General features: G+C 70.4%; 26 protein-coding genes. 8 read left to right on the forward strand and 18 right to left on the reverse strand.

The genetic code is table 11. The annotated features are described in order from the left end of the window. Positions 1–37 precede the first annotated feature (37 nt). From ABJF88_11690 to ABJF88_11705, 4 genes are all read right to left on the reverse strand, one after another. Positions 38–685, reverse strand: a complete 648-nt coding sequence (locus ABJF88_11690; protein MEP0547586.1) for a YceI family protein — start codon at positions 683–685, stop codon at positions 38–40. Positions 686–734: 49 nt separating this feature from the next. Beyond that, on the reverse strand, positions 735–1,178 hold the full coding sequence (locus ABJF88_11695) for a DoxX family protein (GenBank protein MEP0547587.1): 444 nt from the start codon (positions 1,176–1,178) through the stop codon (positions 735–737). A gap of 86 nt (positions 1,179–1,264) precedes the next feature. After that, complete coding sequence (locus ABJF88_11700) at positions 1,265–1,732, reverse strand: MarR family transcriptional regulator (protein ID MEP0547588.1); 468 nt, start codon at positions 1,730–1,732, stop codon at positions 1,265–1,267. A gap of 169 nt (positions 1,733–1,901) precedes the next feature. Further along, positions 1,902–2,546 (reverse strand): helix-turn-helix transcriptional regulator, encoded by a 645-nt coding sequence (locus ABJF88_11705; GenBank protein ID MEP0547589.1) that lies wholly within the window; start codon positions 2,544–2,546, stop codon positions 1,902–1,904. 224 nt (positions 2,547–2,770) lie between these two features. Between ABJF88_11705 and ABJF88_11710 the strand changes: the two genes are divergently transcribed. From ABJF88_11710 to ABJF88_11730, 5 genes are all read left to right on the forward strand, one after another. Beyond that, entirely contained in the window at positions 2,771–3,967 is a 1,197-nt protein-coding gene (locus ABJF88_11710) for a hypothetical protein (GenBank protein MEP0547590.1), read from the forward strand. 678 nt (positions 3,968–4,645) lie between these two features. Continuing rightward, complete coding sequence (locus ABJF88_11715) at positions 4,646–5,425, forward strand: hypothetical protein (protein ID MEP0547591.1); 780 nt, start codon at positions 4,646–4,648, stop codon at positions 5,423–5,425. Between the two features lie 121 nt (positions 5,426–5,546). Next, on the forward strand, positions 5,547–6,635 hold the full coding sequence (locus ABJF88_11720) for a DUF932 domain-containing protein (protein ID MEP0547592.1): 1,089 nt from the start codon (positions 5,547–5,549) through the stop codon (positions 6,633–6,635). 77 nt (positions 6,636–6,712) lie between these two features. Beyond that, positions 6,713–7,309, forward strand: coding sequence for a hypothetical protein (locus ABJF88_11725; GenBank protein ID MEP0547593.1), 597 nt, complete (start codon positions 6,713–6,715; stop codon positions 7,307–7,309). Between the two features lie 17 nt (positions 7,310–7,326). Next, positions 7,327–7,881 carry a JAB domain-containing protein gene (locus ABJF88_11730; protein ID MEP0547594.1) on the forward strand — a complete coding sequence of 185 codons (555 nt, stop codon included), beginning with the start codon at positions 7,327–7,329 and terminating at the stop codon, positions 7,879–7,881. Positions 7,882–8,083: 202 nt separating this feature from the next. Here the strand turns inward: ABJF88_11730 and ABJF88_11735 are convergent, their stop codons facing one another. Together ABJF88_11735 and ABJF88_11740 are read right to left on the reverse strand one after the other, a co-directional pair. Then, entirely contained in the window at positions 8,084–8,581 is a 498-nt protein-coding gene (locus ABJF88_11735; GenBank protein MEP0547595.1) for an RES domain-containing protein, read from the reverse strand. Positions 8,582–8,587: 6 nt separating this feature from the next. Next, positions 8,588–9,028: an antitoxin Xre-like helix-turn-helix domain-containing protein gene (locus tag ABJF88_11740; protein MEP0547596.1), complete on the reverse strand. Its 441-nt coding sequence runs from the start codon at positions 9,026–9,028 to the stop codon at positions 8,588–8,590. 217 nt (positions 9,029–9,245) lie between these two features. Here ABJF88_11740 and ABJF88_11745 point away from each other — a divergent pair, with 217 nt between their 5' ends. Both ABJF88_11745 and ABJF88_11750 read left to right on the forward strand, forming a co-directional pair. Continuing rightward, positions 9,246–9,674 (forward strand): hypothetical protein, encoded by a 429-nt coding sequence (locus tag ABJF88_11745; protein ID MEP0547597.1) that lies wholly within the window; start codon positions 9,246–9,248, stop codon positions 9,672–9,674. Between the two features lie 16 nt (positions 9,675–9,690). Next, on the forward strand, positions 9,691–11,589 hold the full coding sequence (locus tag ABJF88_11750) for a relaxase/mobilization nuclease domain-containing protein (protein MEP0547598.1): 1,899 nt from the start codon (positions 9,691–9,693) through the stop codon (positions 11,587–11,589). A gap of 434 nt (positions 11,590–12,023) precedes the next feature. Here ABJF88_11750 and ABJF88_11755 read toward each other — a convergent pair whose 3' ends face one another. The 4 genes from ABJF88_11755 to ABJF88_11770 form a co-directional block, all read right to left on the reverse strand. Further along, positions 12,024–12,335, reverse strand: coding sequence for a hypothetical protein (locus ABJF88_11755; GenBank protein ID MEP0547599.1), 312 nt, complete (start codon positions 12,333–12,335; stop codon positions 12,024–12,026). 97 nt (positions 12,336–12,432) lie between these two features. Beyond that, a complete protein-coding gene (locus ABJF88_11760; protein MEP0547600.1) occupies positions 12,433–14,994 on the reverse strand; it encodes a heavy metal translocating P-type ATPase in 2,562 nt (853 codons plus the stop codon). A gap of 13 nt (positions 14,995–15,007) precedes the next feature. Next, on the reverse strand, positions 15,008–15,283 hold the full coding sequence (locus ABJF88_11765; protein MEP0547601.1) for a metal-sensitive transcriptional regulator: 276 nt from the start codon (positions 15,281–15,283) through the stop codon (positions 15,008–15,010). A gap of 78 nt (positions 15,284–15,361) precedes the next feature. Then, positions 15,362–15,574, reverse strand: coding sequence for a cation transporter (locus ABJF88_11770; protein ID MEP0547602.1), 213 nt, complete (start codon positions 15,572–15,574; stop codon positions 15,362–15,364). Positions 15,575–15,694: 120 nt separating this feature from the next. Between ABJF88_11770 and ABJF88_11775 the strand changes: the two genes are divergently transcribed. After that, positions 15,695–16,111 (forward strand): four-helix bundle copper-binding protein, encoded by a 417-nt coding sequence (locus ABJF88_11775; protein ID MEP0547603.1) that lies wholly within the window; start codon positions 15,695–15,697, stop codon positions 16,109–16,111. Positions 16,112–16,220: 109 nt separating this feature from the next. On the opposite strand, the gene mrdA is transcribed toward ABJF88_11775, so the two are convergent. The 8 genes from mrdA to ABJF88_11815 form a co-directional block, all read right to left on the reverse strand. Then, on the reverse strand, positions 16,221–18,035 hold the full coding sequence (mrdA, locus tag ABJF88_11780) for a penicillin-binding protein 2 (GenBank protein MEP0547604.1): 1,815 nt from the start codon (positions 18,033–18,035) through the stop codon (positions 16,221–16,223). Continuing rightward, positions 18,032–18,523 (reverse strand): hypothetical protein, encoded by a 492-nt coding sequence (locus ABJF88_11785; protein MEP0547605.1) that lies wholly within the window; start codon positions 18,521–18,523, stop codon positions 18,032–18,034. Before ABJF88_11785 ends, mrdA begins: the two co-directional genes overlap by 4 nt. Beyond that, the gene (locus tag ABJF88_11790) at positions 18,523–19,215 is read right to left on the reverse strand and encodes a methyltransferase domain-containing protein (protein MEP0547606.1); all 693 of its coding nucleotides are present in this window, start codon (positions 19,213–19,215) and stop codon (positions 18,523–18,525) included. Before ABJF88_11790 ends, ABJF88_11785 begins: the two co-directional genes overlap by 1 nt. Before the next feature lie 2 nt (positions 19,216–19,217). Then, complete coding sequence (locus tag ABJF88_11795; GenBank protein ID MEP0547607.1) at positions 19,218–19,775, reverse strand: cupredoxin domain-containing protein; 558 nt, start codon at positions 19,773–19,775, stop codon at positions 19,218–19,220. 46 nt (positions 19,776–19,821) lie between these two features. Beyond that, positions 19,822–20,301, reverse strand: coding sequence for a DUF411 domain-containing protein (locus ABJF88_11800; GenBank protein MEP0547608.1), 480 nt, complete (start codon positions 20,299–20,301; stop codon positions 19,822–19,824). An 11-nt stretch (positions 20,302–20,312) separates the two neighbouring features. Next, positions 20,313–23,768: an efflux RND transporter permease subunit gene (locus ABJF88_11805; protein ID MEP0547609.1), complete on the reverse strand. Its 3,456-nt coding sequence runs from the start codon at positions 23,766–23,768 to the stop codon at positions 20,313–20,315. Positions 23,769–23,848: 80 nt separating this feature from the next. Further along, positions 23,849–25,291 carry an efflux RND transporter periplasmic adaptor subunit gene (locus ABJF88_11810; GenBank protein ID MEP0547610.1) on the reverse strand — a complete coding sequence of 481 codons (1,443 nt, stop codon included), beginning with the start codon at positions 25,289–25,291 and terminating at the stop codon, positions 23,849–23,851. Beyond that, positions 25,288–26,631 (reverse strand): TolC family protein, encoded by a 1,344-nt coding sequence (locus ABJF88_11815; GenBank protein MEP0547611.1) that lies wholly within the window; start codon positions 26,629–26,631, stop codon positions 25,288–25,290. The genes ABJF88_11810 and ABJF88_11815 overlap by 4 nt, the downstream gene beginning before the upstream one ends. Positions 26,632–26,642: the final 11 nt, after the last annotated feature.

Raw genomic sequence — 26,642 nt, forward strand, 5'->3', positions numbered from 1 at the left:
GCCGGGAGCGGGAAGGCCCCCGGCCCCACGCATCACCTCAGGACTGAGTCACGGCCTCGACGTCGAGGACGAGCTGGACTTGGTTGCCGACGGCGGGGATCCCGCCCGGCAGCTCGCTGCCCCAGTCGATCCCGAAGTCGCGGCGGTCGATCGTCGTCGTGGCGTGGAAGCCGACGCGCTGGCCGTTCTCGATCGGGATCGGCCCGGCGGCCTCCACGTCGAAGACGACCTCCTCCGTGGTGCCCTTGATCGTGAGGTCACCGATGAGCCGGAAGCCGTTCTGCCCCGTCGGCTGTACGCCCGTCGTCGTGAACGTCATCGTCGGGTACGTCTCGGCCTCGAAGAAGTCGGCCGAGCGGAGGTGGTCATCGCGCTGCTGGACGTCGGTGTCGATGCTGTTCGTCTGCACGCTCACGTCGGCCCGCGTGGCGGCGACGTCGTTGGGGTCGTAGGTGATCGTCCCGGTGAACTCGTCGAACTCGCCCTCGACGAAGGCGATGCCCATGTGGCGGATGCGGAAGCCGACCGTGGTGTGGGCCGGGTCGATCTGGTAGGTCGCCGCCGTAGCAGTTGCGGCTGTAGCGGTCACGGCCGCAGTCGGGGCCGGTTCAGGCGTCGTGGCAACCGGGGTCGTCTGCGCGAGGGGGAGCAGGCCGACGATGAAGGCGAGGAGGAGGGTTTTCATGGCGCGTGGGGTCGTTGGTGGTCAGGGTTGGGGAGGTAGGGTGACGGCATCAGCGCGTGCGACGGCGGCCGTCGAGGCTCCACGCACCGGGGCCGGCGGCGGCGAGGAAGGCGAAGACGAGCGCGTAGAGGAGCGCGAGCTCCCCGCCGTTCTGGACGGGGAAGACCGCCTGGAAGGCGTGGGCGATGGAGTAGGCGGCGACCATCAGCGCCGTGAGCACGGCGGCGACGGGCCGCGTGAAGAGCCCAAGGACGACGAGCGCGCCGCCGAAGAACTCGAGCACGCCGGCCAGCCCGAACTGCGAGAGGAGCTCGACCGTGGCGCCGTTGCCGTCGACGCCGCCGAGGAAGCCGAAGAGCTTCTGCGCGCCGTGCTGCATGAAGAGGAGCCCGGCGCCGATGCGGAGCACGGCGTGGGCGACGGGAGCGAACGTGGGGACGGCGAGCGCGGAGAGACGCGAGGGGGCCGTCGCTGTGGCGGTGGTGGTAGGCATAGGAGGTTGGGGTCTTTATGTGGTGTGACGAATAGTGTTTACAACACGCAATTGAGCAAAGAGGGATGCGCTGTGAGCTTCGAGACTCACTCCCTCTGGCGAGCATCAGCGAGGACGTCGATGAGGACGCGGAGGCGGTCTGCACCGAGGTGGCCGAGCTGGCGGCGGTGCAGCGCTTCGAGCACCCCGTCGAGCTCGCCGAGGAGGTCGAGCCCCTGCGGCGTGATCCGCGCCCTCACCTGCCGCCGGTCCTCGGAGTCCCGCGCGCGGTCGACGAGTCCGCCCGCTTCGAGACGGTCGAGGAGCCGCGTCACGTCGGGGACCGGGGTCACGAGGCGGTCGCCCACCTCGTAGCGGCAGAGGCCGGAGTCGCCAGCCCCGCGGAGGATGCGGAGGACGTTGTACTGCGTCGGCGTGAGCCCGTGCGGCTTGAGGGCGTCGGCGATCTCAGCGTCGAGGATGGCCGCCGTACGGGCGACGTTGAGGGCGGCCTCGGCCTCAGGGCTCGCGAACGGCTTCGACTGGCGGATCTCGCGTTGGAGGGCTGTGCTCATGGGGTTGTGTGTTCATAACACGTGTTATGAACACGTAATGCGCCCCCCGGTTCCAGTGTGAACTGGGTCTCGTGTGGGCTCCGCGTGAAGAGGACCACGGGCGAAGAACAAATTATCCAAAGCGACGATGACCCCTCAAGTAGCAAACGAAGAGTGACCGCGCCTAGCGCTAATCCGTGACGTGGCTAGCTATCACGCCGCGGCGGTATTGGCTTGGGGTCATTCCCACACGCTCACGGAACGTCTTGGCGAAGTGGCTCGCGTTGCGGAGACCAACGCGGCGGGCGATCTCGCCCACATGGAGCTCACTGTGCCTCAGAAGCCGCTGAGCTTGCTCGACGCGGCACCGCGTGACGTACTCCAGCGGCGTTTCTCCGAGCGTCCGCTTGAATTCTCGCGCGAAGTGCGCCTCACTGAGGTGAGCTCGCTGTGCGATGTGGGCCACTTTGATGGGCTCGCTGAGATGAGCGCGGACGTAGTCGAATACGTCACGCAGCCGGGCGCGAGGGATGCCGCCGCGCCACTCCTCCTCGTTTATCCCCTCGCTGGTTCCGAATACGATGAGCCTGTAGATCTTCGCGGCTAGCTCCTTCGCCGTCGGGGCAGCGAGCATGTCGTCGCGGCCGAGACGATAGGCTGCAAAGGCAGGTGGCCCGCCCCCAGCCTGGACCTTCAAGCAGACCAGAGGTCGAGGCCCGTCGGAGGGTTCCGCGTCGCCGACTTCCCGTTCGAATTCGGTGAGAGCGCGCTCCACAACCTCCCGCTCCGCTTCGGACCAGTCACCGGCGAAGTGGATGTAGCCATCGGTTTCCATAGCGATGCGAGGGACATGAGCGTGCCGAGGTGCATCCAAGCTTCCGACCGTCATATGTGCTAACCATAGGGCGCGTTAACTGTTTCTTCACGATAGTGCAGTAAGCCGTCGCCACTCTTGATCGGCGGTAACGGCCGGGTCGCTCCTGGCGGAGCGAAGAGCGACCCGGCCTCTCAATGAGGTGAGCGCTCGCCCAGTAGTCCATCCACGAACGCCTTGCCGCCATGTCTGTCCAACCAACAGCACGGAGCCTCGCACTCGAAGCCGTAGCCGAGGAACTTGCCCGTTCTCTCCTTCCCGAGAACCCCTTCCCCACCAGCATCACCTCCTGCAACTCGGCCGTCGTCGGGCGATTCGGCGAGTGGGTCGAGGCGCAGCGGGCGAGGGTCGAGGCCGATCTAGGACAGTTACGAGGCCGCGACGAGTCTCCCGAGGCGTGGGAGTTGAGCGCACTCGCCGGTGCCGTCCGCGAGTGGCGGGTCTTCGCCGCCTTTCACCGGCTCCACGAGGAGCGTTGGTGCCCCGCCCTCCTCTTCCGTCTCGCGACGAAGACCGACCTCCTCGTCCTCTGCGATCCCTCTGCGGACTCGTCACCGTCGGGGTTCGGGGAGCGGGAGAAGCGTGTGCTCGCCAAGCGCGGCATCGACCACCGCCTCAAGTGGATAGCGGCTCGGCAGCTGGTGGCAGCGATGGGGCTGCTGGAGGCAGCAGTGCCCGATCCAGAGGGTGCCGAACCGCAAGAGTATGACGGAGCAACTCCCGCCGTGGACGTCGCCGGCGATGGTGCTCTTGGGGCTGCGGAGGTCGCCGTCGTGGTGGCCGCCGACGTGCGGGCTGAGGAGGCTGCTACTGAAGAGCCGCCCGCTGCGGAGTCCGTCCCCGAGGCGGAGCCGTCGAGTGAAGAGACCCCACCCGAACGCGCGTCGGGCGAGACGCTCCCGCCACTCCGTCTGAACCGCGTCTGGTCAGCGCTCCCGACCTACACGAAGAAGCAGCTCGAAGCGGTGCACGAACGGTCCGGAGTCGGGCTGTGGAGCCAGTTCGGGGAACGCTTCTACTCCTCGATGAGGAAGGCGGAGATGCTGGAGTTCGTCCAGCGCGTTGTGCGGCATCACGCCTGCCTCGACGCGGCGCAGCACCTCACGGACTGCCAGCTCGACGAACTCCACGACTGGATGCGGTTCAACCTGACCGAGCGCTACCAGCGGGACGAAGACCTCCGCATCGCCGCACGACTGTTCGGAGACTTCCTGGCTGGTGCCGCACTCAGCCGCGACGGGCACGGGCTCTCGCCGGAGGCCTGGAATCGGTATCGCAAGGCCGAGATCAGGCGGATCGCGGCCTTCTGCTACCACCGCTTCTACGAGGCAGCGTCCACAGAAGGAGCACGCCCGGAGACGGCGGAGGTGGCGCTCGATTGACCGACTCTCGAGTGCGCCGAGGGCGACCCCGGTCTTCCTCGGTGCGTTCTATCCCTCTCCGTGCGCCTGGCTGCGGGCACTTCGCCTGCGGCCGGGCCGGTGAGAGCGGCGGCCTCGGTGGCTTTGGTGCGTGCTCGCGCACGGGTGGGAGTTGAGAGCCCCGCCCGCCATCGGGGTCGCCGCATTTCCGTGCGCTGGGGAGAATCGACAGAAGCGAGCCTGTGGCCGCTTCCGGCTGGTCGGCCCGGTGAGGCTGCTCTGTGGACTCGGGAAGTCCGTCCGCTGCCTCATCGGAGGGACCCTCGGGGAGCGGCCCTCGGGTCCACCCCCCAACAGGGCTGGCTGGCAGCGGGAAGGGAAAATTAGGCGACGGCCGGACAGCGTCAAGGTCGTTCGGCCCCGTGCTCGCGCTGCGCCACTTAAGCGGGCGCTGTAAGCGCCTGAGCGCCTAAGTGCCGGTCGCTCCGCGCGGGGGCGCTCCACCTTGACTCAACCGGACGAGCGGGAGCAGGTCGCTTTGCGCGGCCCGCTCTGTCGGCTTCGCCTCTTCCACTCGTCCTGTCCGTCCTTACGCCTGCCAGCGGGGTGGCCGCTGGCCAGCGCAAACATGCCTGGCCCTCCGGCTCGGCTGCGAATGCAGCCGTCGCTCTCATCTCATCACCAGCACGGAGGTCCACCATGACCAACCCCCGCACCACGTATCGCTCTACTCCTGGCGGCGCACAGCGCCCGCACTACGCTCAGGCCCGCACCTGGTACCGCTACGCGAAGCGGCTCCGAAGCGCGGCAGCGCGGAGCACATGCCCATCCTTCAACCCGCACCTCCTCAAGGAGGAGGCCCTCGCGCAAAGCCTCCGGCTTCGCACGCGCGGGTTGGTCGTTCCTACAGCGCTTGAGCTCACGCCCGAGGCCGAGAGTGGGCTCCGACGGCTGGAGCACTGGACGGGGCAGCAGGGCGCACGTTTCCCCGAGCTGGTCGCTCGCATCGCCGTCACCGATCCCGACGATCCCACGGCGGACGAGGTCCACCTCTTCCTCGAAGAGCACGACCGCACGAGCTCCCGAGGCCGCAAGAGCTTCGTCGGACGCCTCCCGGCAGCGCACGCGCTCTGGGTGGTCCCGCTCCTCCGGCTCGAAACCGACGCCTACGGGACCGGCCCGGTCCTCCGGTTCTACGTCACCGGCAACACCGTCCGGCTGACGCGGCCGGGCCTCGACGCTGAAGCCTCCGGGGTCCAGGTCGCCATCGCTGAGGCGCACGAGGCTGCGCGGGCCTGGATCGACTGGGCCGACGACCGGCGCACGTGGGCTGACGCGCACGCCGTAGCCGAGGCGAGCCCCTACGCCTACCGGGCCTCCTACCTCGACGGGCTGCTCTACGGCACGGACCACTTCGGCCCGAGCACCTACGAGCTGAACGGTCACGAGAGCGAGGAGGCTGACGAGACAGGCTGGTAGCAGGAGCTCCCGCTCCACGGCCGCCGGGTGGCGCGCCCCTCTCAGTGAGGCGCGTCGCCCGGCTCGCCTTGAGGCTTCGGCCTCTTTGCTCTCATCATCACCAGTATGGAGGTGCAACACCATGCACGACATCTTTGGAAACCGCTTCTACAGCCGCCAGAAGGCAGCATGGCATCGCCTCGGCGAGACGTTCGACCTCGACGACGAGGTGTCCGTCGTCGACGCCGTGGGCAAGACCGCCGTCGGCATCGAGATCGACGCCGCGCCGCTGAAGTACGTCTACGAGGGGGAGGCTTATCAAACCGACCAGAGCGCCATCATTCGCAAGCCGACGCCTGACGACCCCGAGCCGCGCGTGTTCGGTATCGCGTCCGAGAACTGGACCGTCGCGCAGTACCTCGACTACGCGACGGCGCTCGACCCGCTCTCCGAGACGTTCCCCGTCGAGACCTGCGGCGTGCTCAAGGGCGGCGAGACCCTCTTCCTCGCGCTCCGCGGCGACGCCTTCGCAGTCCAGAGCGTGGACGAGATCGAGAACTACTTCGTCTGCGTGCTGAGCCAGGTGCCGGGGAAAGGCCACCGCGTCCTCTTCACGCCCCGCCGCGTCGTCTGCCAGAACACCCTCTCGCTCGGCATCCGCCAGGCGACGATCAACCTCCGCATCCCGCACACGGGCGACCCGACGGGGACCGTGGCCTTCGCCGCACAGCTCGTGACCGAGATGACGCGAGCGACGGAAAAGGTGCAGGCCTACTTCGAGGCGATGGCGAAAACGCCCGTGGGCGAGGAGGGGCTGGATCGGATTCTGAAGGAGGCCTTCCCCGACCCCGCGATGCCGACGAAGGTCCGCCTCTTCCAGAGCCTCACGCCGCAGCAGCTCGGGGTCATGAAGAACAGCACGACGGGTAGCCGTCGTCTCAACCAGGCGATCATGGACGCCGAGGCCGCGATGGAGTCGTGGATGACCTCGACCGACCGCGTCCGGCAGATCCGCGACGGCGCGCGCGTGCTCTACTCGAAGTTCAACGACGAGCACCCGCAGTTCGCCCGGACCGTCTGGGCCGCCTACAACGCGGCGACGGAGACGAGCGACTGGCGCGAGGGCCGCGGCGACGTGGACCACTCCGTCGTCTTCGGCCCGAGGTCGCAGGAGAAGGTCCGCGCCTTTCGGGCGGCCATTGAGCTGGCGGTCGGCCTCAGCATGAACTGAGGGAACTGGGTGGGGAGGGCGCTTCGGCTGGAGTCGTGGCCGAAGCGCCCTCCCCTATTCATTTAACCACACGGTCCATGAAAGCGACCCCGAAGAACCTCCTCGTCCTGACCCGTCTCGAAGAGCGGATGCAGGAAGGCTGCGCGCGCGACCGCATCGGCGGCCACCCCGCCCTCACGGCCTACGACCTCTGGCCGGGCGAGCGCTACCACGCCGACCGCCTCGTCCGGCTCGGCTTCCTGAAGAAGACCCGGACGTGCACGCCGTGGTATGGCCGCCAGCCCGTCACGCTCTATTACGCGGACGGCGACTGCGAGGCGAACCCGTTCCCCGAGGGGCACCCTCTGCGGGGGATGCAGAACCGCCGGATGCAGGAGAAGCTGGCGAGCGGCGAGGCTGTAGACCTCTCCGGCTGCGCGCGCTCTGCGCACGGCGACTACCTCCTCGGGGAGGTGGACGCCCGCGACCTCGCTGCTGCGGCGACGGATCACGAGGTGCTGCTCCTCGCCGCGCGCTCGGGCACCCTCTTCGCCGAGGACAAGGACTACTGCAACGCGGCCACCGAGGCGTGGATCTGGTCCATCGGCGTCCACCGCGAGACGGGGCGGGTGTGGGCCTCGCACCGGGCGAGCAAGTACCGCAACCCCGCCTTTGTCTGCATCTGGCTTCGGTGATGGGAGGAGGAACCGTCATGCAGCAAGACCTCTTCACCGACGGCGTGGCCGAGGCGACAGCGGCACGCAGAACGAGGCACGCGACGAGCTCTCGGACGATGTCGCCGGCGACGTACCGCGAAGCCCTCTTCTCCGGTGTCCCGCTCTACACGACGCGGCTCGTGCGCGAGCGGGTGTTCACCTTCCCCGAGCGAGAGCAGGTGAGCTCACCTGCCGCCGCCGCGGCCGTGCTCCAGGACTACTTTGCCGACCGCGACCGCGAGGAGTTCGTCGTCTGTCTCCTCGACACGGCCAGCACCCTCGTCGGGCTGCACGTTGCCTCCGTGGGCGGGCTGGCAGCGAGCATCGTCGAGCCTAGGCAGGTGTTCAAGGCGGCCGTCCTCGCCAACGCCGCCTCCCTCCTCCTCGCCCACAACCACCCCTCGGGCAACCCCGAGCCGAGTCGGGAGGACGTCGAGATCACGAAGCGGCTCGTCGAGACGGGGCGGCTCATGGGCATTCCGGTCCACGACCACCTGATCATCACGGGTGACAGCTACACCAGTCTCGCTGAGCGAGGGCTGATGGGGTAAGGAGCGCTGAGGGGGTAGGGAGCGGAGCCTTGCGGAGGCCTCGGCGTTTCGGCTAAGCTTGAAGAGCAAGCAATGTTCTCGCTTAGCAAGAAGAAGTCCGCCGGCGCTCTCACAGCGGTGTTCCATCTACGGCTGAGGGGGTTACTCCCATCGCTGTTACTAACACGAATGGGAGCGTGGGTGCTGATCGCACGTCGAGTGCTCAGGTCGTGAGCCTCGGATCTACGGGGAAGGGCTGCGGTGCTCCGATCTCCAACTCCCCGAAGCGCGGGTGTGTCGGGTTCAGCAGCGCGTTCCGCTCGTGTGGGACGACGGCGCTCGGCACGACGAGCGCGACCGAGCGCCGGGCGTCGAACCATTCCGCCCCGAGCGCCTGCGTCGAGGCGGGGTAAGGCCACGCCTGCCAGTCCGCCGGGAGGTCGCCCACATCGAGCGACTCGATGAGATCGCCGAGCGCGTCCGGGACCGTCACGGGGATCGCCACGTAGTCGAACCGGAGGAGGTCGGCCCGCTCGACGTGGACGAGGGTTTCGAGGAGGGCGAGCGCGGCGCTCTCAGCGGCGTAGACCACCGGTGTCCCCTTCGGGTGCCATCGGCCAGCGTGGAGGGTGGAGCCGTAGCCGGAGAAAGGGCCGCGCGCCTCCCCCCTTCCAAGACGGCCGTACTTCGCCTTCGTGAGTCTCCAGAACGTTCTCGCCACGGCTCGTCAGGCAGCAGCGGAGAACTCGACGGCGAAGAGCATGTCCTCGACCTCCCGCACGCCCGGTGCGGTGTCGGCGCGCTCCAGGGGCGTCTCGCCGTCCAGGAGCCGCTTCGGCGTCGTGAGCCACTCGGCCGCCGCCTCAGCGTCCTCGAAGACGGCGAAGGCGAGTTCGGCCAGGCGCGCCGTGCGGAGGAGCCGGTCGGACTCGTCCGGCGAGAGGCGACCGGCCTGGCGGCGACGGGCGAGCGTGCGCGGGGCGATGCCGAGCGTGCCGGCGAGGACCGAGACGGAGCAGCCCAGGAACGCCTGGAGCTGGTCGAAGGCCTCGGCCGAGAGGCCGTCTCGGATGACCGAGACCGGGGCCTCGTCTAGGTCGAGGAGGCGTCTGCCGTCGAGACGGTCGAGCAGGACGTCGCGGAGGTCCGGGAGCGTCAAGGCTTCCATCGGAATGCTGTTGGGTTCGGTGATGGTACGGCCATTTGCACAACGGGTTTCGGCAAGTGGCACAACGATCTAAAGCGCGAAGTTGCCCGCGGGTCGCTCGGGCAGAATCCGGCAGGACGGCGGCACAGATGGCGGGATCGCGTCAGGCACCCGTTGGACGCGAAGCGCAAGGTCCAGTATCGTGCTTCCGGTTCTGGATAAGTGGATTCAGCAAGCAATGACGCCGCTAAGCGAAAAGGTCGAAGAGGGGTTTGGGCTAAGCGAGATCGCACCCGCCAGCGCGCCGACTGAGGCGGCCTCTGAAGGGGCTACCCGTGGCGGCCGGCGGGGCGGACGACCGAAGAAGCCCCCGTCGGAGCGTCGGCGGCACAAGTACCTCGTCAGCGCGAACGACGCCGAGCGTAAGGCCATCGAGTCCGCGGCAGAGGCGACGGGTCTCGCGCCGTCGGCGTACCTCCGCGAAGTCGGGGTCGGTGGGGGCTCCGGGGGCCGCATTGAGCGGCGCGCCGGCGAGGTGGTCTACCACCGCCTCAGCCGGATCGGCGTCCGCCTCCAGGCGCTCGCCCGGCGCGTGTCAGAGCAGGAGCAGGCGGAGGAGCTGGAAGCGCTCGTCCGCGAGGTCGTCGAACTGAGGTCGAAGCTGTAGACGCGGAGGCGAGGCGATGGTCGGAAAGGTCTCGACGGGGAGCAGCTTCAGCGGGCTGGCGCAGTACCTCACGAAGGACGAGGGGCGGGTCGCGTGGACCGAGCCGCGCTGGATGATCGGGACGGACCCGCAGGAGGTCGCCCGCGAGATGGAGGCGGCCACGCTCGTGGCGGACTCCCGCCTGGAGAAGCCGGTCTACCACGTCTCGATCTCGTTCAGCGAGACCGACCACCCGACGCGCGAGCAGATGCAGCAAGCGGCCGACCGCGTGCTCGGCGCGCTCGGCCTCTCGGAGCACCAGGCGCTCCTCGTCGCGCACGAGGACAAGGGCCACCCCCACCTCCACGTCATGGCCAACCGCGTCCACCCCGAGACGGGAAAGGCGGCGACGGTCTCGTTCGACTACCGCCGGGTCGAGTCGGTGCTCCGGGAGCTAGAGAAGGAGTGGGGCCTGACGCGGGTGCCGGGCCACCACGCCCGCGACGCCGGCGACCCGGCCCCCGACCGCACGCGGGGCCTCTCGACCGGCGAGGTCCGCCGCGCCCGCCGCACGGGCGAACTCCCCTTTTCCGAGCAGGTCCGCGAGAAGACGGGCGACGACCTGGTCCGTGCGCTCGACGGATCGAAGAACTGGAGCGAGCTGCGCGGGGCGCTCGCCCGCCACGGCTACGAAATCAAACCCACCCAAAGAGGCATGGCGATCACAGACGGCGAACGGTACACGAAGGCTTCGGCCGTGGACGAGCGGCTCAGCCGCCCCCGGCTGGAAGAGCGGTTTGGGGAGAAGCTGGAGGCCTCGAAGGGCGCTCCCCCCTCCCCTCCCCCCGAGCACTCCGGCCCGGACGTGCCGCGCGCGGCGCAGCTGGAAGCGCCGAAGCCGGAAGCGCCGAAGGTGGCCGCCGCGCCCGAGCCCTCCCGTGGGGTCTACGGCCAGGTCTTCGGACCCCCAGCGCTGTCGCCGACGCGCCAGGAGCGGAACGGCGTCGAACGTGCTCAGACGCCCACTCTGGAGGGCGAACGATCCGGTGCTCGGTCGTCGGAGGTCGCCCGCGCAGCCGTAGCCGCCGTGCGGATAATGGACGGGAACGGCGACGAGCGAGAGGTGCCGTTCAAAGCCACTGAGGTGGCCCTGCGGGCGGGGGTCGCCTTTGCGGGCTCGGGCGAGCGCAAGGAGCCAGGGGAGCGCCAGGAGCAGAAGCCGGAGCCCGGTGAACGTGTCCCGCCCCGCACCGACGCCGTCCCTCAGAGTGATCCGGCGCGGCGGCTCGTCGAGGACGTTCGGGCCTACGAGCGCGTGACGGACGTGGAGAGCCGGCTCGGGGCCGCCGTCCAGGCCCGGAGCGAGCTCGACGGCCAGCTCCGCACGGCGGGCCGACAGGTGCACGAAGCGGGACGGCTCTCCGACACGTTCGACCGCGCGCTGGCCGAGGCGTACCGCGACCCGGTGGCCGCCCGCAGCGCCTTCGAGGCGCTCGCTGCGCGCGAAACCCCGGAGACCTCCGCCAGCATCATGCGCCGGGAGCCGGAACGCTTCGGCCCCGTCGTGACCGAGGAGCGGACGAAGTGGCTCGGGCTCGCACGCGAGGTGGACTCGTCGAAGGGGTACGAGGCCGCGCGTGGGGCCGCCAACGTCGGTGAGCAGTACCTCCACACCCGTTCGGCGGCGGGCCTGCCCTTCGAGCGGCTGCGCGGGGCGCTCGAAGCCAAGGGGGCCGAGGTCCGGTCCCTCCGCCATGAGCTGGCCGGGCTCACGCAGGCGCACGGTCGCCCCGCCGACATCCTCCAGCGTATCGGAGTGCACGCACGGGCCATCGCGCCGGCGCAGGCCGAGAGCCTCGCCCGCGCATTGACGCCCAATCAGATCGCCGTGGTAGGGAAGGCGATGGACCTGGCGAAGCGGGGCATCGAGCGATGAGGCCCGGTGCGTAGCGAACCACGTGCTCAGTGCCGGCAGCGTCGTCACCTGTACGACGGGCGCGAGGCCGACGGTGTGGCCGAAGACGGTGAGCGTCGGCATGAGGTCGCTGTAGCCCCAGAGGTCGAGGGCCTGCGCCGCCCACTCCAGCCCCATGCTCGCCACGAATCCTACGCCGAGCAGCGTCGCCCACCCGAGTGTGTCGGGCGGCGCTACCCGGAGAGCGCCCACGAGCAGTACGGCTCCCAGCGCGACGCCGAGCACGATCACCACGTCGCCGAGGATGGCCCCCCACATCCACGCCGTCGCGCGCCAGAAGCCCCAGTCCCACATGTCGTAGAGGAGCGTGCATTGCCCGAACTCCCAGAGTACGTTGAGCACGAAGCCCCAGAGGGCGATCCGCTTCAGCGGGAGCGAGGAGTAACCACGGAGCATCACGCTGGGTGATGGGGCGAGCCAGCCGCGACGTACGCTGCGCCGAGGTAGAACGCCTCGTCGGTGTCGAGGGAGAAATGCTGTTGCATCAGGGGGCGGAGGTCGCGCGGCCATCGTCCACGTCTCGCCGAGGGGAGCCGTGAGGGCGAAGGCCGCCCGGCGAATTGGCCGGGGCCAAGACTCCGGAATGGGAAGTCGACGAGGGAGTAGAGGGCGAGCGCGCCGTCGTACCGACCAGCGACGCGGTCGTAGACGCGGCGGACGCGCTCGCCACAGCTCTCCTCTCCGGATGTGCGATCAGAGTCAAGCACGGTTCAGGGCTGGACCATGATCGAGCCAGCCTGCGAGGCCGAGGTCTATAAGAACTGGACATACGTCATCCGGTAGCCTGTGCCCTCGGCCTATCCGCTAGGCGCGAAGCACCGGCGGCTCGAAGCGTCGGAGGCGGAGCGCGTTCGTGAGCACGAACACGCTGGAGACCGCCATCGCCGCTGCTGCGAAGACCGGCGAGAGCAGCACGCCCCAGAGCGGGTAGAGCGCCCCGGCCGCCACCGGGATCAGGACGACGTTGTAGGCGAAGGCCCAGAACAGGTTCTGCTTGATGTTGCGCAGCGTGGCCCGCGAGAGCGCCAGCGCCGTCGGGATGCCTCGGAGGTCGCCCGACATCAGCACCACGTCGGCCGACTCGATCGCGACGTCGGTGCCGGTCCCGATGGCGAGGCCCACGTCGGCCTGCGCGAGTGCCGGGGCGTCGTTGATCCCGTCGCCGACGAAGGCAACGCTCAGCCCCTCGGCCTGGAGCTGCTTGACGGCCTCCGCCTTCCCGTCGGGCAGCACCTCGGCGCGCACCTCGTCGATGCCGAGCTGACGGGCGATGGCCTCGGCCGTGCGGCGGTTGTCGCCGGTGATCATCGCCACGCGGAGGCCGAGGGCGTGGAGTGCCTCGATGGCAGCGGGCGTCTCGGGCTTGATGGGGTCAGCCACGGCGAGGACGGCGGCGAGGCGGCCGTCCACGGCGGCGTAGAGCGGGGTCTTCCCCTCCTCCGCCAGCCGCTCGGCGGTCGAGGCGAACACCCCCACGTCAAGGCCGAGGCGGCGCATGTAGCGGTCAGCTCCAGCCTGGACGACCCGCCCAGCGACGGTCGCGGCGACGCCGAAGCCGGGTACGGCCTCGAAGCCCTCAACTTCGGGGAGCGCCTGCTCGCGCGCCACCGCCTCCGCGACGATCGCGCGGCCGATGGGATGCTCGCTCTGTGCCTCGACCGCCGCGACGAGCCGGAGCACCTCGTCTTCGGTGAAGCCGTCTCGGATGTCGAGGTCGGTGAGCTGCGGGCGACCCTCGGTGAGCGTGCCGGTCTTGTCGAGCGCGACGACGTCGGCCTCGTGGAGGGTCTGCAGCGCATCACCGCGGCGGAAGAGCACGCCGAGCTCGGCCGCTTTTCCCGTTCCGACCATGATCGAGGTGGGTGTCGCCAGGCCCATCGCGCACGGGCAGGCGATGATGAGCACCGACACGGCCGCGACGAGGGCAATCGGGAGCGCCGGCGCCGGCCCGACGAGCAGCCACACCACGGCCGTGAGCGTGGCGATCCCTATCACGACGGGGACGAAGACGGCGACCACGCGGTCGGCGAGGGCCTGGATCGGGGGCCGCGTCATCTGTGCCTCCTCGACCATCTGGATGATCTGCGCGAGCACCGTCTCGGCCCCGACGCGCTCGGCGCGGAAGCGGAAGCTGCCTGTCCCGTTGATCGTCCCGGCGACGACCTCGGCTCCTTCGCCCTTCTCGACCGGCACTGGCTCACCCGAGACCATCGACTCGTCCACGAAGGAGGCCCCCTCGACGACGACGCCGTCTACGGGGATCTTCTCGCCGGGCCGCACCACCACCACGTCGCCGGCGACGACCTCCTCGACGGACACCTCCTGCTCTACACCGTCTCGGACCACGCGCGCCGTGCGGGGCTGGAGGCCGAGGAGCGTCTTGATAGCCTCGCTCGTACGTCCCTTCGCGACGGCCTCGAGGTACTTACCGACGAGGATGAGCGTGATGATGGTCGCCGAGGCCTCGTAGTAGACGTGGACCGTCCCCTCGGGGAGCAGCCCCGGCGCGAACGTCGCGACGACGGAGTAGCCGTAGGCCGCCGTCGTGCCGAGCATGACGAGCGTGTTCATGTCCGGCGAGCCGTGGCGGAGCGAGGCCAGCCCAGCGCGGTAGAACTGCAGGCCGGGGCCGAACTGCACGACCGAGGCGAGCGCGAACAAGATAAGAAAGAGCGTCGGCATGGGGACGACGCCAGCCAGCCAGTCGTGCCCGCCGGGGACGAGCATCGGCCCCATCGAGAGCAGCAGGATGGGGACCGTGAAGCCGGCCGCGACGAAGAGCCGGCGGCGGAGCGCGTGCCGTTCGGCCTCACGTGCCTCGCGCTCGGCATCCACGCGGTCCTGCCCGCCCTCGACCTCCAGCACGTCGTAGCCGGCGTCGCGGACGGCGGCCTCGATCTGAGCCGCCGAGACCGCGCCTGGCACGTGGCGCACCACGGCGCGCTCGGTCGCCAGGTTCACGCTCGCGTCGAGGACGCCCTCCACCGTCTTCAACGCCCGCTCGACGCGGCCCATGCAGGCAGCACAGGTCATCCCCCGGACGGTCAGGCTCGTCTCATCGACCGGCACGTCGTACCCGGTCTCCCGAACGACCTCGGCGAGGGCGACCGGGGTGGTCTCGGCCGGGTCGTAGCGGACCGAGGCCCGCTCGGTGGCGAGGTTGACGCGCGCCTCGGCCACGCCGGGAGCCTTGCTGAGGGCGCGCTCGACGCGGCCGGCGCAGGCCGCGCACGTCATCCCGGAGATGGGGAGCGTCGCCCGCTCGGGCACCCTCTCCTGCTTGGGCCGTGCAGCCTCGCGCGCGGCTTCGCCGTCGGCAGGCGTGTCGTTACGGACTACCGGCTGGGTCGGTGGGTGTGTGGCCATCGGATTCGTTCGGTCAGCGGATCTGCTTGAAGAGCAGGTCCATGATCTCGTCGTAGGTCCGCCGCGCCGCCGCCTCGTCGCCCGAGCGGAGGGCGTCGGTGACGCACGTCTCGAGGTGGTTCCGCGTGATGAGCTTGCCCGCGCCCTGGAGCGCCCGCTGCACCGAGGCGATCTGCGCGAGCACGTCGCCGCAGTAGCGGTCCTCCTCGACCATCCGCTGGAGGCCGCGGACCTGCCCCTCGATGCGCTTGAGGCGGTCCACCACCTCTTTCCGTTTTTCCTCGTGCATGTGCATGGCGAGCGGGGTCCGGTGAGGGGGATGGATTGATGGGGACGGAGGCGAAGCGTTAAGGTCGTAGCGGCGCGGTTACGCTGCTACGTCGAAGCCCTCGCGCTCGACGGCCTCGGCGAGGCGCTCGCGGCTCACGCGCTCGGGGTCGTAGCGCACGCGGGCCTCGCCCACCTCAACGCCGAGCACCTCGGTGCCCTCGACGCCCCGGAGGGCCTCCTCGACGGTGCGGACGCAGTGGCCGCAGCTCATCCCGGTGATCTGGAGGGTGTCGGTCTTTTGCTCGTTCATGACGATCTGGGGTTGAGTGGGAACAACGGGGTGGGGTACCCCCGTACCCTATATCTGTTCCAGAGAGCGACTCCGCTCTCCCCCCTCTCCCTCTCATCAGCCCCTCTCAGAGGAATCGCTATGAACGCCCAACGCATGCTCAGCACCCACCCCAGCGCCGACGGCCGGAACCTCGACACCATCGCAGGGCTCGTCGAGGCCGCCTTCGACTGCGCCCAGACCTGTACCTCGTGCGCCGATGCCTGTCTGGCCGAGGACATGGTGAAGGACCTCCGCTACTGCATCCGCCAGGACCTCGACTGCGCCGACGTCTGCGACGCCACCGCGCGCATCCTCTCGCGCCGGACGGAGCCCGACTGGACGCTCATCCACAGCCAGGTCGAGGCGTGCCGGGTCGCCTGCAAGACGTGCGGCGACGAGTGCGAGAAGCACGCCGGCATGCACGAGCACTGCCGGATCTGCGCCGAGAGCTGCCGCCGCTGCGAGGAGGCCTGTCGCCAGGTCCTCTCGGCCATCGGCACGCCCGCACAGGCATAAGAGTCCCTGAGATTTCGTAAGACCTCAGCGCGGGGGGGACTGGCTATATGGCCGGTCCCCTCTTTCTCTTACGGGCAGGTCGGTTCGGCGCGTCCCTCCTCACAGTGCGTCACTGAACCGGCTCGCTCCGCACCTCCTCCACGAGGCGGCGGACGAGGTCCTGACGGGCGACGGTGCCCGTGAGGTACTGCTCGATCAGGAGGCTGGCAATCGGGGCCGCCGCCGCCGAGCCGAACCCGGCGTTCTCGACGAAGACGGCCACGGCGATCTCGGCCTCACGCCCGGAGGGGCTGTAGGGTGCGAACGCGATGAAGAGCGAGTGATCCTCGCCCTGTGGGTTCTGCGCCGTCCCTGTCTTCCCGGCCACAGGCACACCCTCGATCTGGGCGATGCGGGCCGTCCCGTTCGTCACGACGGCCCGCATACCCTCCCGGACGAGGGCGACGTAGGCGGAGTCGAGACCGAGCCGCTCAGCACGGGGCAACCCGGGCCGGACTTCTTCGTCGGTTTCGGGGTTGCGGAGGGCGCGGGCGAAGTGCGGGGCGACGAGCGTGCCGCCGTTGGCGAGGGCGGCGGTGTAGCGGGCGAGCTGCATCGGGGTCACGGCGGCGTTCCCCTGCCCGATCCCGAGCGAGACGAGGTAGCCGCGCGTCCAGCGGCCCGCGCCGTAGGTGCGGTCGAAGTAGCCCTCGTCGGGCCAGAGGCCGGCGTTCTGCGTCGGGAAGTCCGTCGGCATCAGCTCGCCGAAGCCCACCCGGCGGCCCCACGCGTGGAACCGCTCTAGTCCGAGCTCCAGGCCGAGCCAGTAGAAGAACTCGTTGCACGAGACGCGGATGGCGTCCTCCACAGCGAGGGGGCCGTAGTTGCCGTGCCCACCAAACCGCTGTCCGCCGTAGTAGAACGCCCCCGTGCAGGGGTACGTCGTTGCGGGCGTGATCGCGCCCTCCTCCAGCCCCGCCAGGCCCATGAGCGGTTTGATCGTCGAGCCGAGGGGCTGCCCGCTGAGCATGAACCGGTTGAAGAGCGGGCGCTCGGGGTCAGCATTGAGCCCCCGCCACGCGCCCACGTCGATGGGTGGGGCGAGCAGCGCCGGGTCGTAGTCCGGGGCCGAGACGGCGGCGAGCACCTCCCCCGTCTGAGGGTCGAGTGCGACGGCCGCGCCGCGCTTGCCGACGAAGAGGGACTCGGCGAGGGTCTGGAGGTCGGCGTCGAGGGCGAGGTGGAGGTCGAACCCCGAGGTAGGCGGCTCGTCCTCGGCGCCGCCCTGCCAGCGCCCGACGGTGCGCCCCCGCACGTCCACGAGTTCAAACCGGACGCCAGGCCGACCTCGAAGGAGCTCTTCGTAGGCCAGCTCCATCCCGCTCTGCCCGACGACGTCGCCCGGTGCGTACCCCTGACCTTCGAGGCGGGTGAGCCGCTCCGGGCCGATCTCGGCGAGGTAGCCGAAGGTGTGCGCGCCTCGCACCGACCCGTAGCGCCGCCGGTACCCCGCCACCACGTCCACACCGGGAAGCCGGAAGAGGGCCTCTTCGACGCGCGCTGCGACCTCGACGGGCACGTTCTGCACGATCGGGCTCGGGCGGTAAGGGTTCCAGCGCCGCGCCTCCGCTACGCGCGCTGCGACGGTCGAGTCGGGGAGGCCGAGCAGCCGGGCGAGCTCGGGCGCCGCTCCGTCGCCGAGGGCGTAGGGCACCACGCTCACGGTGAACGCCCCTGCATTATCTACGAGGAGGGCGCCGTCTCGGTCGAACATCCGGCCGCGCGGGGCCTCCACGCGCCGGGCTCGGACGGCGTTGTCGCGGGCGGCCTCCGCATAGCGGTCCCGGTCGAGGAGCTGGAGCTGGACGAGCCGCACGGTCATCGCGCCCACGGCGAGGAGGATGACGGCTACGAAGATGCGGAGGCGGAGCGGCCACGTCTTCACCGCTCACCTCCTGTTTGGGAATGCGCTCCGTGTTCGGCGTGCCGGGGAATGGGGCCGCTCCGCGTGGCGAGCCAGGCGCTGAGCGCGGGTAGCGTCGTTACCTGCACGACGGGCGCGAGGCCGACGGTGTGGCCGAGCACCGTCAGCGTCGGCATGAGGTCGCTGTAGCCCCAGAGGTCGAGGGCCTGCGCGGCCCACTCCAGCCCCACGCTCGCCACGAACCCCACGCCGAGCAGCGCGGCCCAACCGACGGCGTTCGGAGGACGGAGCCGGTCCGCCCCGACGAAGAGCACCGCGCCCAGCACGACGCCGAGCACGATGAGTACGTCGCCGAAGATCGCCCCCCACATCCACACCGTCGCCCGCCAGAAGCCCCAGTCCCACATGTCGTAGAGGAGCGTGCACTGCCCGAACTCCCACACCAGGTTGAGGAGGAAGCCCCAGAGGGCGATCCGTTTCAGCGGGAGTGAGGGGTAGCCACGGAGCATCACGCGGGGGGATGGGGTGAGCCGGCCGCGACGTAGGCCGCGCCGAAGTAGAGCGACTCGTCGACGTCGAGGGCGACGTGACGCCGTGCGAGTGGTCGGAGGTCCCGCTCGGCCATCGCCCACGTCTCGCCGAGCGGAGCCGCGAGGGCGAAGGCCGCCCGGCGAATCGGCCGCGGCCACGACGGCGGGATGCGGAAGTCGAGCACGGCGAGCCGTCCGTCCTTCTCCAGCGCACGAGCCTCCAGCGCACGAGCGGCGCGCGCGATCACCCGCTCGGGCTCCGGCATCATGCTGAGCGAGAACGTCGCGAGCACACGGTCGAGCGATTCGGGGAAGTCGAACGTGGCGGCGTCGGCTTCGACCAGCTCGACGTTCGCCAGGCCGTTCTCCTCGGTGCGAGCACGGGCCTCCTCCAGCATCGCCGGCGAGAAGTCCGCGCCGACGACGCGGCCCCCAGCGCCGACGGCCTCGGCGAGGAGCGGGAGGTTCTTCCCCGTCCCGCAGCCGAGGTCCACGACGGTCTGCCCCGGCCGCAGCCGGAGGGCGCAAACGGCGCGGCGGCGGTAAGCGCCCGTGCGGTAGCCGAGGAGCCCGAAGAGGGCGAGCGCGCCGTCGTACCGACCGGCGACGCGGCCGTAGACGCAGCGGACGCGCTCGGCCCACCCCTCGGGGTTTCGCTCCGAGTCGGGCATGGTCAGGACCGGATCATGATGGACCCGCGCTGCATGTCCATCCCGCAGACGAACTCGAACTCGCCGCTCTCATCCGGCGTGAACTCGACGGCGACGGGCTCGTCGAGGGGGAGGTCCGTCACGGGGACGTCGAAGGCAGGGATCTTCACCCGCGCCGAGCAATCAGACTCGACGGTGCGCGTGAAGACGAGGCGGGCGGGGACGCCGGCTTCGAGGGCGATTTGCTTCGGCGCGTAGCCCATCCGACCGGCTTCGATCTCGACGACCTGCACGCCGCCCTCCATGCGAGCGGAGGCGACACCGTCGGTCATGCCGTCCATACCGTCGTGGTCCATCTCGTCGTCTGACATCATCGTGCCGTCGGGCATCTCGTGCATCTCGTCTTCGGCCGTTCCGGCACCGGTGGGCGGGGCGGCCTGCATCGCTCCGGCGTCGGCATCGACGGGATCGGCGTCGCCGCACGCGGCGAGCGCGAAGGGCAGGGCGAGGAAGAGGGCGAGGAGCGGGAGCCGCGTGATGCGAGACGTCAGGGGGCGGCGTGTGAGGTTGAGCGTGTTCATCGGTTCAGGAGGTCTTGGTTGGTGGTAGGTAGTGGGGAGGGAGCGTTTAGTGACGAGTGAAGACCGTGGCGTCGCCGTCCTGTACGAGGAGCACTTCGTAGCGGTCGGCCCGGCGGCCGGGCGTCTCCATGCCGGGCGAGCCGATGGGCATCCCCGGCACGGCGAGGCCGGCGGCCTCGGGACGTTCGGCCAGCAGCCGCTTCACGTCTTCGGCCGGGACGTGGCCCTCGACGGCGTAGCCGTCCACGACGGCCGTGTGGCAGGACCCGTACTGGGCCGGGATGCCGTGCTCGGCCTTCACGGCACCGAGGTCGGTGACGTCAACGGTTTTTACCGGAAAGCCGGCGGCCTCGATGTGGTCAGCCCACTTCGCGCAGCAGCCGCAAGTCGGCGACTTATAGACCGTGACGAGGGGGAGGTCCGCCTCAGTGGCCGAGGCCGTCTCAGCCGGTGTGGGGTTCGCATCGTCGCCGGAGCAGGCTGCGAGCGGGAGCGTGAGGGCCAGCGTCAGAAGAAGGAGCTTCATGGGGTCGAGGGTCAGGAGTTGGAGGGGGCGTCCTCGCCGGAGGGGGGCAGGCCGTGGCGGGAGTCGTGTGCAGCCGCATCGGGAGCGAGGGGTTCGAAAGCGAGCTCGGGCCGCTCGGCTGCGGGTGCCTCGCGGAGTTCGCGGCGGAGGCGGCGGCCCTGCACGACGGCGTAGAGCGCGGGGATCATGATGAGCGTGTGGACCGTGCTCGTGACGAGCCCGCCCACCATCGGCGTGGCGATCCGCTGCATCACCTCGGCCCCGGTGCCCGTCCCGATCATGATGGGGACGAGGCCGATGATCGTCGTGAACACCGTCATCAGCTTCGGGCGGACGCGGTCGACGGCGCCCTCTTCGAGCGCCTCCTTCAGCCGAGGTACGCTCGTGAGCCGGCCGTCGCGGCGGTAGCGCTTCACGGCTTCGTCGAGGTAGACGTGCATGACGACGCCCGTCTCGGCCGCGAGCCCCGCGACCGCGATCAGCCCGACGCCGACGGCGATCGAGAAGTTGTACCCGAGCGCGAGCATGAGCCACACCGCGCCGACGACGGCGAACGGCAACGGGATCATCAGCAGCAAGGCCTCGGTCGCGCTGCGGAAGTGGAGGAAGAGCAGGAGGAAGATGATCGCGAGCGTGATCGGGACGAGGACGGCGAGCCGCTCGTTCGCCCGCTCCATGTACTCGAACTGCCCGCTCCACTTCAGCGAGTAGCCCGGCGGCAGCGCGACGGATTCGGCGACGACGTCGCGCGCCCGCTGCACGTAGCTCCCGACGTCGGCCTCGTCGGTGAGGTCGACGAACACCCACGCGTTCGGACGGGCGTTCTCGCTCTTCACCATCGGGGGACCGGCGACGTACGAGAAGTCGGCGAGCTGGCCGAGCGGGACGTTCGCGCCGTTCGGCGTCGGGACGAGGACCTGGCGGAGCGCGGGGAGGTCGTCGCGGAGGGCGCGGGGGTAACGGACGTTGACGGGGTAGCGCTCCAGCCCCTCCACCGTCGTCGTCACGTTCATCCCGCCGACGGCGGCCATGATCACGTCCTGCACGTCGCCCGACGTGAGGCCGTAGCGGGCGGCGGCGCGGCGGTCTACGTCGATGTCGAGAAAGCTCCCGCCCATCACGCGCTCGGCGTACGCGCTCCGCGTGCCGGGCAAGTCCTTCACGGCGGCCTCGACCTCGCGCCCGAGCCGTTCGAGCACGGCCAGGTCCGGCCCGGCGATCTTCACCCCGACCGGCGTCTTGATCCCCGTCGCGAGCATGTCCGTCCGCGTCTTGATCGGCATCGTCCACGCGTTCGTGAGGCCGGGGAAGTTGATCGCCCGGTCCATCTCGGCGGTCAGCGACTGCCGCGTCACGCCCTCGCGCCACTCGTCCTCGGGCTTGAGGATGATCGTCGTCTCGATCATCGAGAGCGGGGCGGGATCGGTGGCCGTCTCGGCGCGGCCGATCTTGCCGAAGACGCGCTCGACCTCGGGGAAGCTCGCGATGATGCGGTCGGTCCGCTGCAGGATCTCCTTCGCCTCCTGCGGGCTGACGCCGGGCAGCGTCGTCGGCATGTAGAGGAGGTCGCCCTCCCAGAGCGGCGGCATGAACTCGCTCCCGATCTGCGGGAACGGGACGAGCACGTCGCCGAACACGAGCCGTTGCACGGGCAACACCGTCACGAAGAGGAGGCTGAACCCGACGACGAGCACGGCGACGGGCCGGCGGAGCGTGCCGCGGATGAGCGGGCGGTACGCGCGGATGAAGAACCGCGCGATGGGGTTCTGCTGCTCGGCGCGGATCTTCCCCTTGACGAAGACCGCCATCAGCGCGGGCACGAGCGTCACGGCGAGGAGGGCCGCCGCCGCCATCGAGAACGTCTTCGTGAGCGCGAGCGGGCGGAACATCCGGCCCTCGACCTGCTCCAGCGTGAAGACGGGCAGGAAGCTGACGGTGACGATGAGGAGCGAGAAGAACAGGCTCGGCCCGACCTCCTTCGCCGCCTCGATCACCGCGTGCATCCGCTCGGCGTTCGTGAGGCCGGGCGTCTCCTCCCCCACCCCGTCGAGCCGCCGCTGCGTGCGGTCGAAGAAGCGACGCAGGCGGGCGCCGAGGCCGGGCGCCACCGCGCCGCTCCCGTCGCCCCCCGCCGCGTCGAGGAGCCGGCGGTCCACGGCGGGTACCGGCGGCGCCTTGCCGCCCCGCGCCTCGGCCTTCGCCGCCCGCGCCCGCTCGATGTGCTTGTGCGCGTTCTCGACCATCACGAGGCTCGCGTCCACCATCACCCCGATCGCGATCGCGATCCCGCCGAGGCTCATGATGTTGGCGTTGATCCCGAGGAGGTACATCACCCCGAGCGCGATCAGGATGCCGACGGGCACCGTCACGACGGCGACGAACGCGCTGCGGAAGTGGAGGAGGAACACCATCACGATGAGCGCGACGACGAGCAACTCCTCCCAGATCCGCGTCGTGAGCGTGTCGACGGCGCGGCCGATGAGCGCGCTCCGGTCGTACTCGGTGACGACCTCGACGCCCGGCGGCAGCCCGCCCTGCAGCTCGGCGAGCCGCGCCTTCACGCGGTCGATCGTCGCCTGCGCGTTCTCGCCGTAGCGCATCACCACGATCCCGCCGACGACCTCGCCCTCGCCGTTCACATCGGCGATGCCGCGCCGGATCTCCGGCCCGAGTTGGACCGTCGCCACGTCGCCGACGGTGACGGGCGTCCCGCCCTCGGCCTTCACCACGACGTCGCGGATGTCGTCGACGCCTTCGAGGTAGCCCTTCCCGCGCACGATGAACTCGCGCTCGCCGAGCTCCAGCAGCCGCCCGCCGACATCGCGGTTCGAGCGCTTCAGCGCCTCGCCGACGCGCCCGATGGGGACGCCGTACGCTGCGAGCTTCTGCGGGTCGACGACGACCTGGTACTGCTTCTGGAATCCGCCGACGGTGGCGACTTCGCTCACGCCGCCCACGGCCTGCAGCTCGTACTTGAGGTAGAAGTCCTGCACGCTGCGGAGCTGCGCGAGGTCGTACGTCCCCGTCGTGTCGCGGAGGCTGTAGGTGTAGACCCAGCCGACGCCCGTCGCGTCCGGGCCGAGCGACGGGCTCGCGCCCTCCGGCAGCCGGTCCTGAATCTGCGAGAGGTACTCCAGCACGCGGCTCCGCGCCCAGTACATGTCCGTCCCGTCCTCGAAGATGACGTAGACGAAGCTCGTCCCGAACATGGAGTAGCCACGGACGGTCTTCGCGAATGGGACGGAAAGGAGCGCCGACGTGAGCGGGTACGTCACCTGCTCCTCGACGATCTGCGGGCCCTGGCCGGGGTACTCCGTCCTGACGATGACCTGGACGTCGGAGAGGTCGGGGATGGCGTCGACGGGGGTATTGAGCGTGGCCCACGCGCCGAGGGAGGCGACGAGGAGGGTGAGGATGCCGACGAGGAGGCGGTTGCGGGCGCTCCAGTCGATGATGCGTTCGAGCATGGGTCAGTCCGTTTATTCGTGCGGGAAGCCGCAGTGCGGGAAGCCCCGCATGGTGGTCCGTCGTTCCGTCGGGAGCCGCGTCAGTGGTTCATCTGGCTGTGGTCGACCTCGCCCATCGGGTCGGGGGCGCTCCCGGCGTCGGTGCCGCCGTCAGCGGTGCCGCCGGCCATCGCGCCGATCGAGGCGGCGAGCCGGGCCTCGGAGTCGATGAGGAACTGTGCGCTCGTGACGACGCGCTCGGTGCCGTCGAGCCCGGCGAGGATCTGGACGGCACCCTCCCCTTCCTCGCCGAGGGTGACCGGCTGCGGACGGAACCGGCCCTCGCCGAGGGCGAGGATCACCACGGCCTCCTCGCCGGTGCGGACCACGGCCTCGCTCGGGACGGTCGGGCGCGCTTCACTCGGTGCGCCGAAGAGCGAAGCCGTGGCGTACATCCCCGGCTTAATGCGGCGGCCGGGGTTCGGGACCGCCACGCGAGCCGTGCCCGTGCGCGTCGCCGGGTCGAGCGTGTCGTAGACGTACTCCACGCGGCCCGTCAGCTCGGCGCCGGGTTGGCTCTCGAGCCGGACGACGGCGCGCGTGCCGACATCGACCCAGCCGAGGTCCTGCTCCGGCACGTCCACCTGGAGCCAGAGCCCGCTGAGGTCGACGATCTCCATGAGCGTCATGCCCGGCATGGCCTGCATCCCCTCTACGACGCGCTTCTCCGTAACGGTGCCGCTCGCGGGCGCGTAGATCGTGAGCGTCCGCGTGACCTCGCCCGTCGATCCGAGCCGTTCGATCTGCGCCGGGCTGATGTCGAAGAGGAGGAGCCGCCGGCGGGCCGCCTCAACGACGCGGTCGCCGTCGCTGCCCATGAGCTCGCGGCTGCGGAGGGCGAGGAGGTACTCCTCCTGCGTCGAGACGAGCTGGGGGCTGTAGAGCGCGAGGAGCGGCTGCCCCGCCCGGACGCGGTCGCCCTCGGCGTCGACGTAGAGCTCCTCGACCCAGCCTCCGATCTTGAGGCTGACGGCCTCGCGGGCGCGGTCGCTCGCTTCGAATACGCCCGTCGTGCGGAGGTCGCGGCTGATCGTCTGGACCTCGACGGGCGTCGTCCGCACGCCGATGTTCTGCATCGTCACGGGGTCGATCTGGACGGTGCCCTCCTCCGCCCCGCTGACCGAGACGGGCTGGAGGTCCATCCCGCAGATGGGGCACTGCCCCGGCTCGTCCTCGACGATCCACGGGTGCATCCCCGACTGGTAGACGATCCCGTCGCCGTCGAGGTCTTTGGCCGCGAGGCCGCCCGCCGAGGCCGCCGCTTCGCCGGCCGCGTCGCCGGGCGCTGCAGCGGGCGGAGCTTCGCCGACGGCGTCGCTGGCGTTGCCCTTGAAGAGGGTCCACGCGAGCCCGACGGCAATGAGGAGCACGACGAGCGCGCCCATGGTGATGAGGCCCTTGCGGCGCGAGCGCGGCGATTCGGGTTTGTCGTAAGGAGAGCGCTCGGGCGGAGCCACGGGCGGCGTGGGAGTCTGCGTCTTCATCGGAGTCGGGGGTCTTCGGGGAGGGCGGGGGCATTCGTGGTGCCTTCGGCGAGGTCGAGGAGCGCGGTCCCACCGAGGGCGCGCTCCAGCCGGGCCGTGGCGTCGAGGTAGCGGCCGAGGGCTTCTTCGAGCCCGAGCTGGACCTGGAAGCGGGAGCGCTCGGCGTCGAGGAAGGCGACGTAGTCGGCCTCGCCGGTGGTGTAGGCGGCGAGCACGCTCTCGACGGTGGCCTGGGCCTGTGGGAGGAGGCGGTCGCGGAAGAGCGCGAGCGTCTCGGCCTCGCGGCGCGCAGCGTAGGCGACGTCGGCGAGCTCGGTCGTGATGGCCGTCTCGAGGGCGTCCTGCCGGGCCTCGACCTGGGCGGCGCGGAGGCGGGCCTGGTCGAGCCGGGCCCTCAGGCGCCCCCGCTGGAGGGGGATCTTCGCCGAGAGCATGACCGCGAGCGCGTCGGTGCCGTCGGCCGTCGGCGGCATGGCACGCTCCGTCACGTCGAAGTACGTGACGCCGACGCCGAGGTCGGGGTAGAAAGCCTTCCGGGCGAGGGCCACGTCAGCCTCGGCCTGCTCGGCCGCCGCGTCGAGGGCCTGGACCTCGGGGCGGAGCCGGAGGGCGACGTCGGCGAGGGCGGTCTCGGCGCTCGGCAGCGGCGGGGGCGCGAGCACGACGGCGTCGGCGAAAACGAGGCCGGGGCGGTCGGTGAGGCGGGCGAGCGTCTGGAGCGCGGCCTCGCGCCGGGCGTCGAGGTCGAGGAGGCGAGCCCCCAGCCGCTCCTCTTCGAGCCCCACCTGGAGCACGGCCCCCTGCGGCCCACGGCCCACCTCGTAGCGGACGGCGGCGGCCTCGGTGAACGCGTCGAGGCGCTCGCGGAAGGTGCGGATGAGGGCGTCGGTGCGCTGGAGCTGGTAGAGCGCGTAGTAGGCGCGCTTGACCTGGAGCGCGAGGTCGAGCGCGAGCGCGTCGGCCTCGTACCCCGCGACCTCGGCGGAGAGGTCGGCCGCGCGTTCGCGGAGGGGGAGCGTGCCGGGCCACGGCATCATCTGCTCGACGCGCCACTGCGTCCGCTGCGCGCCGAGCGCGGTCACGAGCGGGTACGGGAACGCCGTCACCGAAACGGTCGGGTCCGGGAGCGCGCCGACCTGAGCGCCGGTCTGGGCGCGGGCGGCGGCTTCGAGCCGGGCGGCGCGGAGCGTGGGGTTCGCCTCGGCGACCTCGGCGAGGAGGTCGCCCAAGCGGAGCGTGGTGGTGTCGGGGGCCTGGGCCCGGGCGTCGCCGGAGAAGGCGGTGCCGAGGGTGAGGGCGCAGGCCAGCAGCGCCGAGCGTGCTGCGCGAGGTAGAGCCATGATGCTAATGA

The organism is Rhodothermales bacterium (genome assembly GCA_039944855.1).
In the GTDB taxonomy this organism is placed as follows: Bacteria; Bacteroidota; Rhodothermia; order Rhodothermales; family JANQRZ01; genus JBBSMX01.